Consider the following 17,113-nt stretch of genomic DNA (forward strand, 5'->3'; position numbering starts at 1 on the left):
CGAACGCGCCGAAGGAGACCGAGGAACCCATGTCCGAAACCGAGGCACCCCAGGACGTGCTGCCGGTGCTGGTCGTCGGCGCTGGACCGGTGGGGCTGACGGCGGCGCTGGCCCTGCGCAGCCACGGACTGCCCGTCGTGCTGCTGGAGGCCGAGCCCGAGGACCGGGTGCGGCCCGGCAGCCGGGCGCTGTTCGTGCACCGGGAGTCGCTGCAGCTCCTGGGCCGGATCAGCCCAGGGCTGGACCGCACCCTGGTCGACCACGGCGTCGTGTGGCCGACCCGACGGACCGTCTACCGGGGCCGCGAGGTGTTCGCGCGGACCTACCCGCCGCGCACCCCCTCCGCGGACTTCGTCCCGCCCTTCACCAGCCTGCGCCAGGTGGAGACGGAGCGGCACCTGCTCGCCGCGTGCCGCCGGGCCGGCGTCAGCTTCCGGTGGGGCACCCCCGTGCGGGGCGTGCGGGCCTTCGAGGACGCCGTGGAGGTCGACACCGGACGCGGCCCGCTGCGCGCCCGGTACGTGATCGGGGCCGACGGGGCGCGCTCCAGCGTCCGGCGCTCCCAGGAGATCACCATGGAGGGCGACCGTTCCGAGGCCTTCCACGTCGTCGTCGACATCCAGGAGGACGCCGACGACCCCATGCCGCTGGAGCGCGTCTTCACCTACGAACACCCCGGGCTGGGCGGGCGCAGCGTCATGCGGGTGCCGTTCGCCGGCGGCTTCCAGCTCGACGTCCAGTGCAAGGACGACGACACCCCGGAGGAGTGGGCGGACGAGGCGGCGGTGCGGCGCTGGGTGCCCCGCGTCGTCCCCGCCAAGTACGCCGAGCGCGTCCTGTGGGTCTCGCGCTACCACTTCCTGCACCTGGTGGCCGACCGCTTCGCCGACGCCCACCGCCGCGTCCTGCTCGTGGGGGAGGCCTCCCACCTCTTCCCGCCCTTCGGGGCCCGCGGCATGAACAGCGGCATCGCCGACTCGGTGGCCGCCGCCGACTCGGTGGCCGAGGCCCTGGACGCCCCGGGGCGACGGCTGCGCGCGGTGGACGAGTTCGCCCTGCTCCGCCGGGAGGCCGCCCTCTTCAACAGCGACGCCGCCCGCACCGCCCTCGACCACCTCCGGCCGAAGCGGCGGCTCACCCGGCTCAAGCAGGCGGCCGGGGCCGCCCTCGCCCCCGTCCTGCCCTCCTGCGGGGAGTGGCTGGAACGGGCGCCCTACGGGCCGCGGAACGGCGCCCGCACCAACCCGCGCGGGCGGTACTGAACCGTGCGGCGCCACGAGGCGCAACCGCGCTGGTGGATCTGGGACGACGCCGGCGGCTGCCTGGTCCCCGGTCCGCGGGAGCCGGGGACGCCGAAGGCGGAGGGCCCCGGCCCCGAGCTCCTCGCGGCGGACTCCTGGCTCGTGCGGGAGGGCCGGATGCGGGGCCGCAGCCGGCACCGCGCCCGGTTCACGACCGCCTGCCGGGAGGAGGGCCTCGGGGAGGAGCACGTCGCGCGGTTCTGGGACGCCGCCCTGGCCGCCCTGCCCCGGCGCGGCTCCTGGTTCCCCCGCGCGGAGCTGCACGCCGACGGGGTGCTCGGGCTGCGCGTCCGCCCGTCCCCGCCGCTCCGGCCCGACATCCGGGTGCTCCTGCCGCCGCGGCCCGACCCCCGGCTGGCCCCGGCCAGGAAGGGGCCCGACCTGCCGGTGCTGGCCGAGCTGAGGCGGGCGGCGCAGCGGGAGGGTGCCGACGACCTCCTGCTGGCCCTCCCGTCCGGCGCCGTCAGCGAGTCCACCACCGCCAGCCTGCTGTGGTGGGACGGCGCGACCCTGTGCGCCGCCGACGCGGGGAAGCGGCAACTGGACGGCGTCACCCAGACGTTGATCACCGAGCTGGCGGCCGGGCGGGGGGTGCCGGTGCGCACCGTCCCCGTCGGCCCCGAGGACCTGGCCGGACGCGAGGTCTGGCTCGTCAACGCGCTGCACGGCATCCGGCCGGTGACCGCGTGGGTCGGCACCGGCCACCGCACGGTCCCCGCGGAGCGGGCGCGGCACTGGCGGGGGCTCCTCGACGCCCTGGAGGAGCCCCTCCCGTGACCGCGCCCCCCTGGCCCCCGCCCCGTGACCGCCGCGCCCGGCCCTGGCCCTGGCCCTCTGCCGGGACGGGCGCCCCGACCGGCGGGCCCTGACCCGGCCCGCCCCGACCGGCGGGCTCCGACCCGGCCCGCTCCGAAGACCACCACCGAACGCACGTCGAACCACCGGTTCCGACCGACCGCGGAACCCCGGAAAGGTAGGAGAACGCATGATCAGCCGTAGGGCGCTCCTGGGCGCGGGTGCCGGACTCGCCTCCGTCACGGGCACGCTGGGGGCCGTCCAGAGCGCCGCCGCCCGCCCCCGCCGCTCCTCCGTCCCCTGGGACCGGCTCGACCGGTGGCTCACGGGCGACGTCGTGCTGCCGGACGACGCCGCCTACGACCAGGCGCGCCGGCTCGCGACCGCCATGTTCGACGACATACGCCCCCAGGCCGTCGTCCTCGTGGAGAACCCCTGGGACGTCAGCCTCACCCTGCGCTTCGCCCAGGACCACGGGCTGCACACCGCGGTCCGCAGCGGCGGCCACAACTACGGCGGCTGGTCCACCTCCGAGGGGCTCGTCGTCAACATGACCCGCATGAACGGCGTCCACGCCTGCGGCCGCACGGCCCGGATGGGCTCGGGCGTGCAGTCGGTGGACGCCGTCGAGCGGCTCGCGCCGCACGGGGTCGCCGTGGCCGGAGGCTTCTGCCCCTCGGTGAGCCCCGGCGGCTTCATCAGCGGCGGCGGCACCGGCTGGCAGTACCGCAAGTACGGCCCGGCCAGCGACCAGCTCGTCTCGGCCCGCGTGGTGCTGGCCGACGGGCGGATCGTCACCGCCTCCCGGCACTCCCACCCGGACCTGTACTGGGCGCTGCGCGGCGGTGGCGGGGGCAACTTCGGCGTCGTCACCGAGTTCGAGGTCGTCGCCAACCCGATCACCCACGTCGGCCACTACGCCCTGACCTGGACGTGGGACGACGCGCCCGCGGCCGTCCACGCCTATCTGCGCTGGGCGTCCCGGGCCTCCGGCGACCTGGCCTGCGGCGCGCTCCTGCGGCTGCCGGACGCCCGGGAGGGGAACCCTCCCACGGTGATCGTCACCGGCGTCCACTTCGGCGGGGTCGCGGAGCTGGAACGGGAGCTCTCCGAGCTGGTCTCGGCGGTGGGCGCGCCCCCGGCGACCCGCGCGGTGGAGGAGCTGTCGTACCGGCGGGCGATGATGAGGGTCTTCGGCTGCGAGGACCGCACGGTCGACGCCTGTCACCTGACCGGCAGCAACCCGGAGGCGGCGCTGCCGCGCCAGGCGTACGTGAAGAACCGCGGCCGGATGTTCGACGCGAACCTCTCCCACCAGGGCGTGGAGGACCTGCTCACCGCCTTCGACGCCGAGCGCCGCGCGGGGCAGACCCGGATCGTCAGCCTCCTCGGGCTCGGCGCCAACGCCAACCAGCCCGCGACCGGGGACACCGCCTGGGTACACCGCGACGCGCTCTACAGCATCACCTGCACCGTCTCCCTCGCCGAGGCCTCGCCGCCCGCCGAGGAGCGGGAGGCGGCGCAGCACTGGCTCGACGGGATCTTCGGGGCGATCGACCCGCACTCCAACGGGCGGTCCTACGTGAACTTCCCCGACACCGCGCTGACCGACTGGGCCTCGGCCTACTACGGCTCCAACCTTCCGCGGCTGCGTGACGTCAAGCGCTCCTACGACCCGCACGGGTTCTTCCGCTTCCCCCAGTCCGTCCCGCTGCCCTGACGGCGGCGTCACCCGGGCCCCGGGTGACGGGCGGGCCCCGGACCCGGAGGCCCGTGCCCGCGACCGTCGGTGCGCTGCCGCCCCGGGCGCTCGGCCGGGGCGGCGGCGCAGGTGGGAGGGGGTGACTGGGCCAAGGTGGTGAAAAACATAACGCGGCGGAGCGCCGTCCCCCGTATCGTGACCGCATGCAGGTGATCCAGTCCACGAAGCTCGCCAACGTCTGCTACGAGATCCGGGGCCCGGTGCTCGAGGAGGCGATGCGGCTTGAGGCCGCAGGTCACCGCATCCTCAAGCTGAACACCGGGAACCCCGCGGCCTTCGGTTTCGAGTGCCCGCCGGAGATCCTGGAGGACATGCTCCGCAACGTGGGCAGCGCCCACGGCTACGGGGACGCCAAGGGGCTCCTCGCCGCCCGGCGCGCGGTGATGCAGCACTACCAGACCAAGGGCATCCAGCTCTCCGTCGAGGACGTCTACCTGGGCAACGGCGTCTCGGAGCTCATCCAGATGGCGATGCAGGCGCTCCTGGACGACGGGGACGAGGTCCTCGTCCCGGCGCCGGACTACCCGCTGTGGACGGCGGCCGTCTCGCTCTCGGGCGGAACGGCCGTGCACTACCGCTGCGACGAGCAGTCGGAGTGGATGCCGGACCTCGCGGACATCGAGCGCAAGATCACCGACCGCACCAAGGCGCTCGTCATCATCAACCCGAACAACCCGACCGGCGCGGTCTACAGCGAGGAGATGCTGCGGTCCCTGACCGAGATCGCCCGCCGCCACCGCCTGGTCGTCTGCTCGGACGAGATCTACGACAAGATCCTCTACGACGGTGCCGTGCACACCTCGACGGCGACCGTCGCCCCCGACCTGCTGACGCTCACGTTCAACGGGCTCTCGAAGTCCTACCGGGTGGCCGGTTACCGCAGCGGCTGGCTGGCGGTGTGCGGGCCCAAGGCGCACGCGTCGAACTACATCGAGGGTCTGACGATCCTCGCCAACATGCGGCTGTGCGCCAACATGCCCGCCCAGCACGCGGTGGCCACGGCGCTCGGCGGACACCAGTCGGTCAACGACCTGGTGCTGCCCGGGGGGCGGCTGCGCGAGCAGCGGGACGTCGCCCACGAGATGCTGACCTCGATCCCCGGCGTCACCTGCGTCAAGCCGAAGGGCGCGCTGTACGCGTTCCCGCGGCTCGACCCGAAGGTCTACCCGATCAAGGACGACCGGCAGATGGTGCTGGACCTGCTGCGTGCCGAGAAGATCATGATCGTGCACGGCACCGGCTTCAACTGGCCCGAGCCCGACCACTTCCGCGTCGTGACGCTGCCCCCGGCCCGCCAGCTGGCGGACGCGGTGCAGCGCATCGGTTCCTTCCTGGACGGCTACAGCCAGCCGTAACCCTCCCCGCGTTCCGGCTCGGCGCCGCCGCCGGCGCCGTCCGGGCGGCCGGCGCCGTCCGGGCGGCTCAGAGGCCCAGTGCCTCGGCGTGGGCCTCCATCCGGGCGGCGGCGAGGGCCTCACCGGGCACGTCCTCCCGCGCGGTGGCGACGACGAGCGCGTTCCCGGCCAGGGTGTGCGCCCGCCGGTGCAGCGCCTCGACGTGCTCGGCCTCCGCGCGCTTCGACGTCGGATCGGCCCGCTGCGGGGGAGCGCCGCGGAGCCGGGCCACCTGGGTGGCCAGCCGGTGCGCGGCGGTGTCCAGCTCCGGGCTCGGCGCCAGGACGCGCAGCTCGTCCGTGACCGTCAGCAGGGCGGTGAGATGGCCGGCCAGCCGGATGTCCAGCTCCTCCTCGCGGGAGCGGTGGGGGTAGCCGTCGGCCGCCGCGTCCTGCTCGGTGACGGAGTGGACGGACGTTCCGCGGTGCGCTCGACTCGGTTCGTACATGGAGGCCTCCTGCGTGCTTCGGGAGACCATCCTAGCTTGGACCTTGTCTAAAGTTGTAGCCGATGCATTGCGCATTCGCCGACTGACGCTCGGCACGGACGTTCCCCGCGCCCCGAACGGGCGCGGGGAACCGCACGGGCGAGCACGGTGGACCGGCAGAGGACGACGCGCGGGAAGGGGCACCCCCTCTGCGCGGCGGACCCGCCGGGTACGGCTAGCCCAGACGCTCGACGAGCGCCCGGTACTCGTCCCACAGCTCCTTGGGCGTGTGGTCGCCGAAGGTGTTCAGGTGCTCCGGCACGAGCGCGGCCTCCTCACGCCAGACCTCCTTGTCCACCGTCAGGAGGAAGTCGAGGTCGGCCTCGGAGAGGTCGAGCCCCGCGGTGTCGATCGAGCCCTTCGCCGGCACCGTGCCGATCGGCGTCTCGACGCCCTCGGCCTCGCCGTTCAGCCGGCCCACGATCCACTTCAGGACGCGGCTGTTCTCGCCGAAGCCCGGCCAGACGAACTGGCCCTCGTCGTTCTTGCGGAACCAGTTGACGTAGTAGATCGTCGGCAGCTTCGCCGGGTCGGCGGCGTTCTTGCCGACCTTGATCCAGTGGGCCATGTAGTCGCCCATGTTGTAGCCGCAGAACGGCAGCATCGCGAACGGGTCGCGGCGCAGCTCGCCGACCTTGCCCTCGGCGGCCGCCGTCTTCTCGGAGGCGACGTTCGCGCCCAGGAAGACGCCGTGCTGCCAGTCGCGCGACTCCGTCACCAGCGGCACCGCCGAGGCGCGGCGGCCGCCGAAGAGGATCGCCGAGATCGGCACGCCCTTCGGGTTCTCCCACTCGGGCGCGATCGTCGGGCACTGCGCGGCCGGGACGGCGAAGCGGGCGTTGGGGTGGGCGGCCGGGACGCCGGACTCGGGCGTCCAGTCGTTGCCCTTCCAGTCCGTCAGGTGGGCCGGGGCCTCCTCCGTCATGCCCTCCCACCAGACGTCGCCGTCGTCGGTGAGCGCGACGTTGGTGAAGACGGTGTTGCCCCACAGCGTCTTCATCGCGTTGGCGTTGGTGTGCTCACCGGTGCCCGGTGCGACGCCGAAGAAGCCGGCCTCCGGGTTGATCGCGTAGAGGCGGCCGTCCTCGCCGAACCGCATCCAGGCGATGTCGTCGCCGATGGTCTCCACCGTCCAGCCCGGGAGCGTCGGCTCCAGCATGGCCAGGTTCGTCTTGCCGCAGGCGGAGGGGAAGGCGGCGGCGATGTACTTGGCCTCGCCCTTCGGCGGAGTGAGCTTGAGGACGAGCATGTGCTCGGCCAGCCAGCCCTCGTCGCGGGCCATCACGGAGGCGATGCGCAGCGCGTAGCACTTCTTGCCCAGCAGCGCGTTGCCGCCGTAGCCGGAGCCGAAGGACCAGATCTCGCGGTCCTCGGGGAAGTGGGAGATCCACTTGTCGTCGTTGCACGGCCACGGGACGTCCGCCTCGCCCTCGGCGAGCGGGGCGCCGAGGGTGTGCACGGCCTTCACGAAGAAACCGTCGGTGCCCAGCTCGTCCAGCACGGCCTGGCCCATGCGCGTCATGGTGCGCATGGAGACGGCGACGTAGGCCGAGTCGGTGATCTCCACGCCGATGGCGGACAGCGGGGAGCCGACCGGGCCCATGCAGAACGGGACGACGTACAGGGTGCGGCCCCGCATGGAGCCCCGGAAGATGCCCTGCTCACCGGCGAAGATCTCGCGCATCTCGCCCGGGGCCATCCAGTTGTTCGTGGGGCCCGCGTCCTCCTCCTTGGCGGAGCAGATGAACGTCCGGGACTCCACACGGGCGACGTCGCGCGGGTCGGAGGCGGCGTAGTAGGAGTTGGGGCGCTTGACCGGGTCCAGTTTGGTGAACGTGCCCTTCTCGACGAGCTCCTCGCACAGGCGCTCGTACTCGGCCTCCGACCCGTCGCACCACACGACGCGGTCGGGCTGGGTGAGGGCGGCGATCTCGTCGACCCAGGACACCAGTTCACGGTGCTGGGTGGGGGCTTGGGTGGGAGCCGCAGTACTGCGCGCCACAATCGCTCCAGAGGGTGAGAGGGTTTTTTGACCGCCCAGGGCGGTGTTGTTCCTGGGTTGTGCTTCGGCCCCGTGGGGGCTGCGACCCGGACGCTGCGGCGATGCTCATCCGGTGTCGACCACGCTCATCTGATCATGACTCTCTCCGCTCGTATGTGTCCAGAGGGCCGACAGGTGAGCATCGCCACTCGTTGAGTAGTGCTGAGTACACCCGCAGTCCAGGGGGTAAACCCCACTCCTTCACCTACGGGGGCGTAGGTACGCTGACGGCCATGACTGTCGCCGCCTCCGAGTCCGGGCCCCAGCCCGCTCCCGAGCACGTGTCCGAGCATCCCGCAACCGCGGCGGAAGCGCCTTCGGCGACGACCTCCGCGTCCGGTGCCCCCGCGTCCGGTGACCCCGCCGGGTACCCGTCGGAGGCCATGCCCCTCAAGCCCCGGCTGCGGGGCTGGCTGCACGCGGGCATGTTCCCCGCGGTCATGGCGTCGGGGATATTCCTCACCGCCCTCGCCGACTCCACCCGGGGCCGGGTCGCCTGCGCCGTCTACACCCTCACGGCCTGCCTTCTCTTCGGCGTCAGCGCCCTCTACCACCGGGGCGACTGGAGCCCGCGGGCCGGCGCCGTCCTGCGCCGCCTCGACCACGCCAACATCTTCCTGATCATCGCCGGCACCTACACGCCGCTGACGATCCTGCTGCTCGACGGCGCCCGCGGCGACCTCCTGCTGTGGGGCATCTGGGCGGCCGCCGCCCTCGGCATCGCGTTCCGGGTGCTGTGGGTCGGGGCCCCGCGCTGGCTCTACACCCCCTGCTACATCGCCATGGGATGGGCCGCCGTCTTCTTCCTCCCCGACTTCCTGCGCGCCGGAGGCATCGCCGTCCTCGTCCTCGTGATCGTCGGCGGGCTCCTCTACAGCGCGGGCGGCATCATCTACGGCATCAAGCGCCCGAACCCCTCACCGCGCTGGTTCGGTTTCCACGAGGTGTTCCACTCCCTCACGCTGGCCGCCTTCGTCGTCCACTACGTCGGCATCTCGATCGTCGCCTACCAACACGGCTGACGCTGACCTCCCCGGGCGGGGCGAGCGAACGCGCTCGCCCCCGGCCCCGCCCTGCGGCGCCCGCGCCCGCTCAGAAGAAGGTGCGCACGTAGTCGGTGACGGTGCCGTCCGCCGTGGCGAGCGGGATGAGCTGCCACTTGTCGAAGATCGTGCACGGGTGGGACATGCCGAGCCCCACCCAGTCGCCCACGGCCAGCTCGGTGCCCTCCGCCACCCGCAGCCAGGCGTGCTGGTCCGACAGGGCCGTCACCGTCAGCCCGTGCGCCGGACGCACCGCTCCGGTGTCCCCGTCGCGTACCAGCATCGGCCGGGGGAGGTGCAGGTCGTGCGCCGCGTCCCGCTTGCCGGCGTTGACGAACGCCTGCCCCGGCTCCGGGCGCGAGAGGACCTGGGTCCACAGGGTGAAGGCCGCCCGCAGCCCGCCCTCGTCCGGCACCCGGTTGAACGGGGTCAGGGCGCGGTAGTGCTCGTCGTCGTGCGACACGTACGCGCCCGAGCGCAGCAGCTTCACCACCGGGACCGACAGCGGCTGCCCGAACTCCTCCAGGACGTCGGCCACCGCGTCGAACCAGGCGCTGCCGCCGGCGCTGACCAGGACCTCGTCCACGCCCTCGAAGAGGCCGAGCCCGTCGAGGTACTGCGCGAGCGCCGTCAACCGCCGCATCCACGCCGTCACCGACGCCACGTCCGGCTCCGGCACCTCGCCCTCGTACCCGGCGACACCGACGAGCCGCAGAGCGGCGGACGCCGCGGCCGCCCGCGCCACCTCCACGCCCTCGGCCTCCCGGCGCACGCCGGTGCGCGCACCGTCCGCCGCGCCCAGCTCGACGACGACGTCGAGCCGCCGTCCGGCGCCGGCCTCGCGCAGCGCGGCCTCCATCAGCTCCACGCCCCGCACCGCGTCCACGTAGCAGACGAGCCGGAACTCGGGGTCCGCCGCGAGCTCCCGCGCGACCCAGCGCAGCCCGGCCGCGTCCACGAGCTGGTTGGCCAGGAACACCCGCCGCACCCCGAACGCCCGGCACACGCGGGCCTGCGCGACCGTCGCCACCGTGATGCCCCACGCCCCGCGCTCCAGCTGCCGCGCGAACAGCTGCGGCGCCATCGACGTCTTGCCGTGCGGCGCGAAGGCCAGCCCGTGGCGCTCGGTGTAGCGCTGGAGGGCCGCCAGGTTGTGTTCCAGCGCCTCGGCCGACAGCGCCAGCACGGGGGTGGTGAAGCCGCCGTGGAAGAGGTTCCTCCGCTCCTCGGCCAACGCCCCGACCGTCAGCCCCTCGGCGTCCGGCGGCAAGCCCTTGAACCGATGGTCGACGACATCGTCCCGCAGCGCCTTCAAGCCGAAATCCACCATTCGGGAAGCCTACTCGTGGCGCCCGTCACCGGTTCGGCCCAGTGGGGCCCGCCGGTGCGTAACCCGTCGGCGGCGGCCCAGTTCCCCGTACAGGGAGCAGGCCGGCACGGGAGACGGGCGATGACGCGTTCCGCACAGCCACGGCGTTCCGCGCGGGCCTGGCCCTGCGCACGGGCCTGGTGTTCCCGGAAGCCGAGGCGGCGGCCCGGGCGCCTCGGCACCGCGGGCGCCGCGCTCCTGTGCGTCGCCGCCACCGCCCTCGGCGCCGCCCCCGTCCCCGCCGCGATCGGCCCCGGGTACGCCCCGGCCGGCCCCGGGTTCTCCGGGCCGCCCCCACCGGCCCCCGACTCGCCGGGCGGGCTCGCCGGAACCGTCGCCCTCAGCAACTGCTCGGGCGCCGTCGTCCGCCTGCCCCGCTCCCGTCCCGCCGACCCCGCCCTCGCCCTCACCAACGGCCACTGCCTGCCGGGGCGGGTGCCCCAGCCCGGCGAGGCGCGCGCCGACGAGCCCGCCCACCGCACGCTCACCCTGCTGGACGTCGACGGGGACGCCCTGGGCACCCTGCGCGCCGACCGCCTCCTCTACGCCACCGTCACCGGCACCGACGTCGCCGTCTACCGGCTCACCTCCACCTACGCCGCGATCCGAGCCCGCCACGGCGCCGTCCCGCGCACCCTGGCCGCCCGCCGTCCCGCCGCCGGAACCGCCATCGAGATCCCGGCCGGGTACTGGAAGCACGTCTACCGCTGCGCGATCGACGGCGTCGTCCCGCTGCTGCGCGAGGGCCGCTGGACCATGGCGGACTCCCTCCGCTACACCCCCGAGTGCGCCACCGTCGGCGGGACCTCCGGCGCCCCCGTCGTCGACCGCGCCACCGGCCGGGTCGTCGGCGTCAACAGCACCGGCAACGACGAGGGCGGTCGCTGCACGGTGCACAATCCCTGCGAGGTCGGCGCCGACGGCACCGTCACCGTGCGGCAGGGCACCAACTACGGCCAGCAGACCAGCGTCCTCACCCGCTGCTTCCGCCCCGGCGGCACCCTCGACCTCGACGCCCCCGGCTGCTCACTGCCCCGGCCGTAGGCCTGCTCCGGCGAGCGGGGCGCGTCTGCTTCTCCGCACGCCCCTTTGACACCCTTGTGCGCCCCTGCACACCTGACCCTCTGTGACTAAGGTCATACGCAGCCAACTCGCCGGACGAGTCGGGGGACGCGCATGACGATTCCTGCCCAGGACACCGGTGACGGCGCCCAGCCCGCCGCCACTCCACGCCGCTACGTCCACACCGAAGCCACCCGGCTGCTCTCCGGCGGTGTCTACCTCGACCACGCGTTCCGCACCAAGGTGATCGACGAGCTCGTCGCCCACGAGGACCGCCCCGTGCCGCCCTCACTCGGCGTGGACGTCGTCTCGGTGCTCCACCACGCCCTGCGCGCCCGGTCCCAGGAGATCGGCAAGGCCGTCGGGGTGCTCGTCGTCTGGGTGCTGTTCTTCGCCCTGACGATCGGCCTCGGCCGCACCGCCTCCGGCACAGCGGCCGCCCTCGGGGCCTCACCGCTGGGCTTCTTCACCGTCTGGCCGCTGTTCTTCGCCCTCATCGGGCTGCTGCTGCTCCTCACCCGGCAGCCGCAGACGTCCAGGGCGCGGATCGGGCGGCTGCTCGGCTGGCTGTTGATGGCCCTGTACGTCGTCACGGTGTTCCTGGCCGCGATCAGCGGGGACCCGACGGCCTGGGCCGGCCTGCTGATGCCCTTCGCCCTGGCCCTGCCGCTGTGGGCCCAGCAGGTCGACCTCATGTCGCTCCTGCGCCGCGAGCTGACCGGCGAGGGGTTCCGCACCGCGCCGCCGCCCCGGCTTCCGGCGAGCGACCGGTACCGGCGCATCGAGGCGGCCATCACCGAGGAACAGCACTCACCGCTGACCGTCTACGACCCCTTCGAACCCTTCCTCGGCGCCGGACTCCCGCACAACCCGTGGTCCCTCGCCCTGGAGCTCAAGCGGCAGCCCGGCAGCACGTCCAAGGAGTCGCTCACCCCGCGTCAGGTCGTCGACCTCATCACCCCGCGGCTGACCGCCCTGCGGGATGCCGCCGGTGCCCGGCACAGCATGGACCGGCTGCGCTCGCTGGAGATGGAGGAGTTCGTCTACCTGCCCGGCGGCGTGGCCCGCCCGGCGGTCTCCCGGCGGGCCGAGCACATCCGCGAACACCTCGACGTCGCCGTCGACGAGGGCGGCGAGGGCCGCAGATACTTCCTCCGCGTGCGCATCGGCGCCTGGCACGAGCAGGTCGTCGTCTCCGTCCTCGTCCGCGTCCACACCCAGGGCGGCATGCTGGTGCTGGAGGTCGTCCCGCACGTGCTGACCCCGGTGCGCAGGTCCTTCACACGCATCGACGAACTGGCCGACCCGGCGCGCAACGACAACCGCCGGTCCGCCGTACGGGCTCTGGGCGACACCCCGACCGCCCTCTACGACAGCCTGCGCACCCTCGGCTCCGCCGTCGCGGGCGCGTTCCGGCTGTGGATGCGCAAGCCGCACCTGTCCGTCTCCGACGGCCCGAAGACGTCCATCCGCGAGCTCGGCAGCACCCCGAAGCTCTCCCTCTTCCAGGAGATGGACGTCAGCCGCTACATCAAGACCGTGCAGGACCGGATCGCCAGCGGGGTGCGGGACGCCCTGCGCACCTCCGGCTTCCAGACGGACGAGTTCCAGCAGCAGATCGTCCAGGTCTCCCAGGGAGGCGTCTACATCGGGGAGATGAGCGGCGGTGCCGTCGCCTCGGGCACGGGCGCCAAGGCCCGCGCCACCACGTCCACCGCCACGCAGAAGTCCACCGAACCAGCGGCACGGGAGAGCAGCGAATGAACGGGGAAGCCGAGCAGGAGCCGACACCGGAAACGCGGAACGTCCGGGTCTCGGGGGGCGTCTACGTCCGGAACATGAGCGGCGGCGCCGTCGCCGCGGGAGAAGGCGCCCAGGCCGTCAACGACTCGCCCGGAGCCGTCGTCTCCTCCGGCGAGCACGCCCGGAACCAGGCGGGTCATCAGGTCCTCACCGCCAGCCCCGAACTCCTGGCCGCCGTCCGCGAGCTGCGCCGGGGCCTGCCCATGCTCGCCCCCGGGGCCGAGGGCGTGGCCGAGGTGGGGGAGAGCCTCGCGGAGCTGGAGCGCACCGGCCAGGCCGAACGCGAACGGCTCGGCCGCCTCCGCGAGCTGCTGCGTTCCGGCGGCAGTGCGGTGGCCGCCCTCGCCGCCGCGGCCCCCGTCGTCCAGGCCGTCCAGGCCCTGCTGGGCTGAGCGGGCGGCCGTGGCGTACTGGGACGAGGAACGCGGAACCTGGGTCACCGAGCCCGGGCCCGAACCTGCGCCGGGGGCCGGGGCCTGGCCCGGGACCGAGCCCGAACCTGCGCCGGGGGCCGGGGCCTGGCCCGGGACCGAGCCCCGGCCTTCCGGCGGGCAGCCGCCGCCGATGCCGTCCGCGCCGCCCGCGGTGCCCCCTTCGCGGCAGCCCGGCCGGCCCGCGGAACCCGCGGCACCGGAACAGCGTTCCGAGGCGCCGACGGCCCGGGACGAGCGTTCGGTCCAGCCGCCCGACGGGCCGCCGGTCGGGCTCGGTGAGGCCGAGGCCGTCGGTTCGCGGCCCGCACGGGGGCGGCGAGCACCGGTCGTGGCCGGGGTCGTCGTCCTCGCCGTGCTGCTCGCCGTCGGCGCGGCCGTGTGGCTCGCGCTGGCCACCGGGGGCGAGGAGAACGAGCGGGACGACGCCCGGCCCCCGCGCCCGTCCACGAACTCCCCCTCCCCCTCCGACTCGTTCGACCCCGACCCACCGACGACTCCGCCCGCGTCCTCGCCGCCGCCCTCCGAGGCCTCGGCCCCGCTCCCCGAGGGCTGGGAGTGGTTCCGCGACGTCCGCTTCGACGTGGCCGCCCCCGAGGCGTGGCGGCTGCGGCGGAACGGGGTCAGCACCTTCATCGGCACCCCCGGTGAGCGCCGTCGCATCCAGGTGTTCACTCTGGGGAGGGACGCGCCGCAGGACTCGATGGACCAGGCCCGCGCCATCGCCGAGCGGTTCGAGGGCTACGAGCGGGATGAGTCCGGGCTCGTGACGCCCAGCCGTGCCGACAGCGTGCTGCACGCCTACCGGTACGAGCACGAGGAGTTCGGCCCCCGGATCAGCTTCGACGAGCGCTTCACCGCCGACAACGGCGTGCCCTACAGCCTCGTCACCTCCGGGCCCGTCGGCGACCGCATCGAGGTGGCGTGGGTACACCGCTTCGCGATGGAGACCTTCCGTGTCCACCCACCCAGCTTCGGCTGACGGCCCCGGCGCCGTGTCCGGCCCTGGCCCCGGCGCCGTGTCCGGCCCCGGTTCCGCCCCCGCGTCGGACGAGGCGGAGGGCCGGGTCCGCTGGCGGTCCGTCGGCCCCGGTCTCGTCGTCGCCGCCACCGGCATCGGCGCCGGGGACCTCGTCGCCACGCTCGTCGCCGGCAGCCGCTTCGGGTACACGCTGCTGTGGGCCGTCGTCGTCGGCTGCGTCATCCGCATCGCCTTCGCCGAGGGCGCGGCCCGCTGGCACCTGGCCACCGGCCGCACGCTCTTCGACGGCTGGCGCTCCCTCGGCTCCTGGACCCTCTACTACTTCGGCGGCTACGCCCTGCTGTGGGGCTTCGTCTACGGGGCGACGGCGATGTCCGCCGCCGCCCTGCCCCTGGCTGCGCTCTTCCCCGACACCGTGGACTTCACGGTGTGGGGGATCGGGACGGCTCTCCTCGGCCTCGTCTTCGTGTGGTTCAACCGGTACCGGGTCGTCGAGCGCGTCATGACGGTGCTCATCGGCGCCATGTTCGTCGTCGTGGTGGTGCTGGCCGTCCGGGTCGTGCCCGACGCGGGCGCGGCGTTCGCCGGGCTGTGGCCCTCCGTTCCCGAGGGCTCCGTCGTCTACACGCTCGGCGTCGTCGGCGGCGTGGGCGGCACCATCACGATGGCCGCCTACGGCTACTGGGTGAACGCCAAGGGCTGGGACACCCCGGGCTGGATGCGGATGATGCGGCTGGACAACGCGACGGCCTACGTCACCACGGCCGTCTTCACGATCGCCATGATCGTCGTCGGCGCCGAACTGCTGCACGCCACCCAGGCCACGCTGGACGGCAGCAGGGGCCTGCTGGACGTCGGCACGGAGCTGGAGCGGCGCTTCGACCCGCTCACCGCCGACCTGTTCCTCGTCGGCTTCTTCGCGACCTCGTTCTCCTCGCTCGTCGGCGTCTGGCACGGCGTGAGCCTGCTGTTCTCCGACTACACGGCCCACCTGCGCGGCGTTCCGGGACGGTGGGCGGGCGGCCGCACGGGCGGTGACGGGGCTGGTGGCGCGGGCGGTGACGTGGGCGGTGCCCGCGCGGTGGCCTCCGGAGCCCGGGAGCGCTCGCCCGCCTTCCGCTTCTACCTGCTCTGGCTCACGTTCCCGCCGATCGTGCTGCTCTTCCTCGACCGCCCCTTCGCCCTCGTCATCGGATACGGCGTCCTCGGGGCGCTGTTCCTGCCGTTCCTCGCCGGAACGCTGCTCGTGCTGCTCAACCGGCGCGACATGCCCGCGCCCTGGCGCAGCGGCCCGCTCAGCAACACCATGCTCGTCCTGGCCGCCGCGCTGTTCGTCGTCCTGTGCGTCGAACAGATCCGCACACTTCCCTGGTAGGGCTACTGCCGTGGCACGAGGAGCACATATGGTGAGGAACGGCCGCCGCGGCCGGTATCCGAGAGCGCCGCGCGGGGCCTGCGGAACCCGACCGACGACGGGCAGGCAGATGTGACGACCGCGATAGCCGTGACCAGCCCGGAGCTGGTGTTGCCGCCACCGGACCGGCAGACGCCGCCCGCCGTCGTCCTCCCGCCGCCCGACCGCACGCCGCTCGACGCCGCGCTCGACCACACCCGTCACCTGCTCGACCAGCACGGCTACCTCGTCGTCCTCTACCCCGCCTCGGTCCCCGCCGCCGTGCGGCGGCGGCTGCACACCGTCCGCTCCGTCCTGGAGTCCGACCGGATCGCGCTTGTGGAGTCCGAGCTGCCGCCGCTCGCGCTGGCCGTCCTGGTGCGGCAGCTGCGGCAGCTGTCGGCGACCGACCTCGGCCCCGGCGTGCTGGCGGCCGCCGTCCGCCTGCTGGCGCACTACGTCCACGCCGGTGCCGTCCTCACCTCGGTCGCCAAGCTGGACCGGGTGCCGGTCTCGCTCACCACGCACGCCAGGTCCTGGGTGCCGGGGAGCCAGTTCGCCGTCGTCACGGCTCCCGAGCCGCAGCTCGTCCGGCTCGGACCGCACGCCGCACCGCTCAAGGGCCCCGACTACGTCACCCGCCTCACCACCGCCGCCGGGCAGCTCACCTCCGCCTGGCCCGCCGGCACCCTGGCCGGGCAGTGGCAGGTCACCGGCGTCGAACAGGCCACGCTGCCACCCGACTCGGCGCGCTGGTGGGGCACGGGCAAGCTGGTCGAGTTCGCCGCGGCCATTCCCGACATCTCCGTCCTCTACCAGCTCATCGGCTCCGTGCGGCGCACCGTGTGCCACTGGTGCGGACTCGAACTCATCGGTGACCGCTGCGCCTTCTGCGCCGCCCCGGTGCCCCCCGCCGAACAGCGGCAGCCGAGCCGCCGCGCGCCGACGGACTACGGCACCGGTCTCGACCCGCACGAGGACACCAGCCCCGGCGTCGTCATACCGCACGAGGACGCGGTGTCGGACGTCGTCCCCTACGGACCCGTCCCATGGGCAGACATGACGGGCCCGTAGACCGCACCATGCTGGTACAACCCCATAGCACCCCGGACCGGCCCGGACCGACTCCCCGGCCCCTGGCCCCCAGCCCCCGCCGAACAGCCCCCGGCCCCCGGCCACCCGGCCTCCGGCCGGCAGCCCCGCCGAACAGCCCCCGCCCGGACTCGACCACGCAGCAGAGGTAGCGCCCC

14 protein-coding genes are annotated in these 17,113 nt (G+C 73.9%); 11 read left to right on the forward strand and 3 right to left on the reverse strand.

Features of this window, described 5'->3' with window-relative positions:
• Positions 1-29: 29 nt before the first annotated feature.
• From O7609_RS17360 to O7609_RS17375, 4 genes are all read left to right on the forward strand, one after another.
• Positions 30-1,262, forward strand: a complete 1,233-nt coding sequence (locus tag O7609_RS17360) for an FAD-dependent monooxygenase (protein WP_269736079.1) — start codon at positions 30-32, stop codon at positions 1,260-1,262.
• A 3-nt stretch (positions 1,263-1,265) separates the two neighbouring features.
• The gene (locus O7609_RS17365) at positions 1,266-2,078 is read left to right on the forward strand and encodes an aminotransferase class IV (RefSeq protein ID WP_269736078.1); all 813 of its coding nucleotides are present in this window, start codon (positions 1,266-1,268) and stop codon (positions 2,076-2,078) included.
• A 208-nt stretch (positions 2,079-2,286) separates the two neighbouring features.
• Positions 2,287-3,816, forward strand: a complete 1,530-nt coding sequence (locus O7609_RS17370) for an FAD-binding oxidoreductase (RefSeq protein WP_269736077.1) — start codon at positions 2,287-2,289, stop codon at positions 3,814-3,816.
• A 185-nt stretch (positions 3,817-4,001) separates the two neighbouring features.
• Positions 4,002-5,213 (forward strand): pyridoxal phosphate-dependent aminotransferase, encoded by a 1,212-nt coding sequence (locus O7609_RS17375; protein ID WP_269743857.1) that lies wholly within the window; start codon positions 4,002-4,004, stop codon positions 5,211-5,213.
• 67 nt (positions 5,214-5,280) lie between these two features.
• Here O7609_RS17375 and O7609_RS17380 read toward each other — a convergent pair whose 3' ends face one another.
• The gene (locus O7609_RS17380) at positions 5,281-5,700 is read right to left on the reverse strand and encodes an SCO4983 family protein (protein WP_269736075.1); all 420 of its coding nucleotides are present in this window, start codon (positions 5,698-5,700) and stop codon (positions 5,281-5,283) included.
• Positions 5,701-5,914: 214 nt separating this feature from the next.
• Complete coding sequence (locus O7609_RS17385) at positions 5,915-7,741, reverse strand: phosphoenolpyruvate carboxykinase (GTP) (RefSeq protein ID WP_269743858.1); 1,827 nt, start codon at positions 7,739-7,741, stop codon at positions 5,915-5,917.
• Between the two features lie 422 nt (positions 7,742-8,163).
• On the opposite strand from O7609_RS17385, the gene trhA reads away from it, so the two are divergent.
• Positions 8,164-8,802, forward strand: a complete 639-nt coding sequence (trhA, locus tag O7609_RS17390) for a PAQR family membrane homeostasis protein TrhA (protein ID WP_269737225.1) — start codon at positions 8,164-8,166, stop codon at positions 8,800-8,802.
• A gap of 70 nt (positions 8,803-8,872) precedes the next feature.
• Here trhA and O7609_RS17395 read toward each other — a convergent pair whose 3' ends face one another.
• Entirely contained in the window at positions 8,873-10,153 is a 1,281-nt protein-coding gene (locus O7609_RS17395; RefSeq protein WP_269743859.1) for an alanine racemase, read from the reverse strand.
• Between the two features lie 120 nt (positions 10,154-10,273).
• Between O7609_RS17395 and O7609_RS17400 the strand changes: the two genes are divergently transcribed.
• The 6 genes from O7609_RS17400 to O7609_RS17425 all read left to right on the forward strand — a co-directional run bounded on the left by O7609_RS17400 (position 10,274) and on the right by O7609_RS17425 (position 16,937).
• Positions 10,274-11,236: a trypsin-like peptidase domain-containing protein gene (locus O7609_RS17400; protein ID WP_269736072.1), complete on the forward strand. Its 963-nt coding sequence runs from the start codon at positions 10,274-10,276 to the stop codon at positions 11,234-11,236.
• Positions 11,237-11,368: 132 nt separating this feature from the next.
• On the forward strand, positions 11,369-13,018 hold the full coding sequence (locus O7609_RS17405) for a hypothetical protein (protein WP_269736071.1): 1,650 nt from the start codon (positions 11,369-11,371) through the stop codon (positions 13,016-13,018).
• Positions 13,015-13,449, forward strand: coding sequence for a hypothetical protein (locus O7609_RS17410; protein WP_269736070.1), 435 nt, complete (start codon positions 13,015-13,017; stop codon positions 13,447-13,449). The genes O7609_RS17405 and O7609_RS17410 overlap by 4 nt, the downstream gene beginning before the upstream one ends.
• 172 nt (positions 13,450-13,621) lie before the next feature.
• On the forward strand, positions 13,622-14,470 hold the full coding sequence (locus tag O7609_RS17415; RefSeq protein WP_269736069.1) for a hypothetical protein: 849 nt from the start codon (positions 13,622-13,624) through the stop codon (positions 14,468-14,470).
• A 13-nt stretch (positions 14,471-14,483) separates the two neighbouring features.
• A complete protein-coding gene (locus O7609_RS17420; protein WP_443072260.1) occupies positions 14,484-15,845 on the forward strand; it encodes an Nramp family divalent metal transporter in 1,362 nt (453 codons plus the stop codon).
• 111 nt (positions 15,846-15,956) lie between these two features.
• On the forward strand, positions 15,957-16,937 hold the full coding sequence (locus O7609_RS17425; protein WP_269743860.1) for a hypothetical protein: 981 nt from the start codon (positions 15,957-15,959) through the stop codon (positions 16,935-16,937).
• Positions 16,938-17,113: the final 176 nt, after the last annotated feature.

The organism is Streptomyces sp. WMMC1477 (assembly GCF_027460245.1).
Classification (GTDB): Bacteria; Actinomycetota; Actinomycetes; order Streptomycetales; family Streptomycetaceae; genus Streptomyces.

Bases quoted from the DNA above. Each gene is read 5' to 3' on its own strand.
- O7609_RS17360 (WP_269736079.1), top strand. From the start codon at position 30: ATGTCCGAAACCGAGGCACCCCAGGACGTGCTGCCGGTGCTGGTCGTC.
- O7609_RS17370 (WP_269736077.1), top strand. From the start codon at position 2,287: ATGATCAGCCGTAGGGCGCTCCTGGGCGCGGGTGCCGGACTCGCCTCC.
- O7609_RS17375 (WP_269743857.1), top strand. From the start codon at position 4,002: ATGCAGGTGATCCAGTCCACGAAGCTCGCCAACGTCTGCTACGAGATC.
- O7609_RS17380 (WP_269736075.1), bottom strand. From the start codon at position 5,700: ATGTACGAACCGAGTCGAGCGCACCGCGGAACGTCCGTCCACTCCGTC.
- trhA (WP_269737225.1), top strand. From the start codon at position 8,164: ATGCCCCTCAAGCCCCGGCTGCGGGGCTGGCTGCACGCGGGCATGTTC.
- O7609_RS17395 (WP_269743859.1), bottom strand. From the start codon at position 10,153: ATGGTGGATTTCGGCTTGAAGGCGCTGCGGGACGATGTCGTCGACCAT.
- O7609_RS17400 (WP_269736072.1), top strand. From the start codon at position 10,274: ATGACGCGTTCCGCACAGCCACGGCGTTCCGCGCGGGCCTGGCCCTGC.
- O7609_RS17405 (WP_269736071.1), top strand. From the start codon at position 11,369: ATGACGATTCCTGCCCAGGACACCGGTGACGGCGCCCAGCCCGCCGCC.
- O7609_RS17410 (WP_269736070.1), top strand. From the start codon at position 13,015: ATGAACGGGGAAGCCGAGCAGGAGCCGACACCGGAAACGCGGAACGTC.
- O7609_RS17415 (WP_269736069.1), top strand. From the start codon at position 13,622: ATGCCGTCCGCGCCGCCCGCGGTGCCCCCTTCGCGGCAGCCCGGCCGG.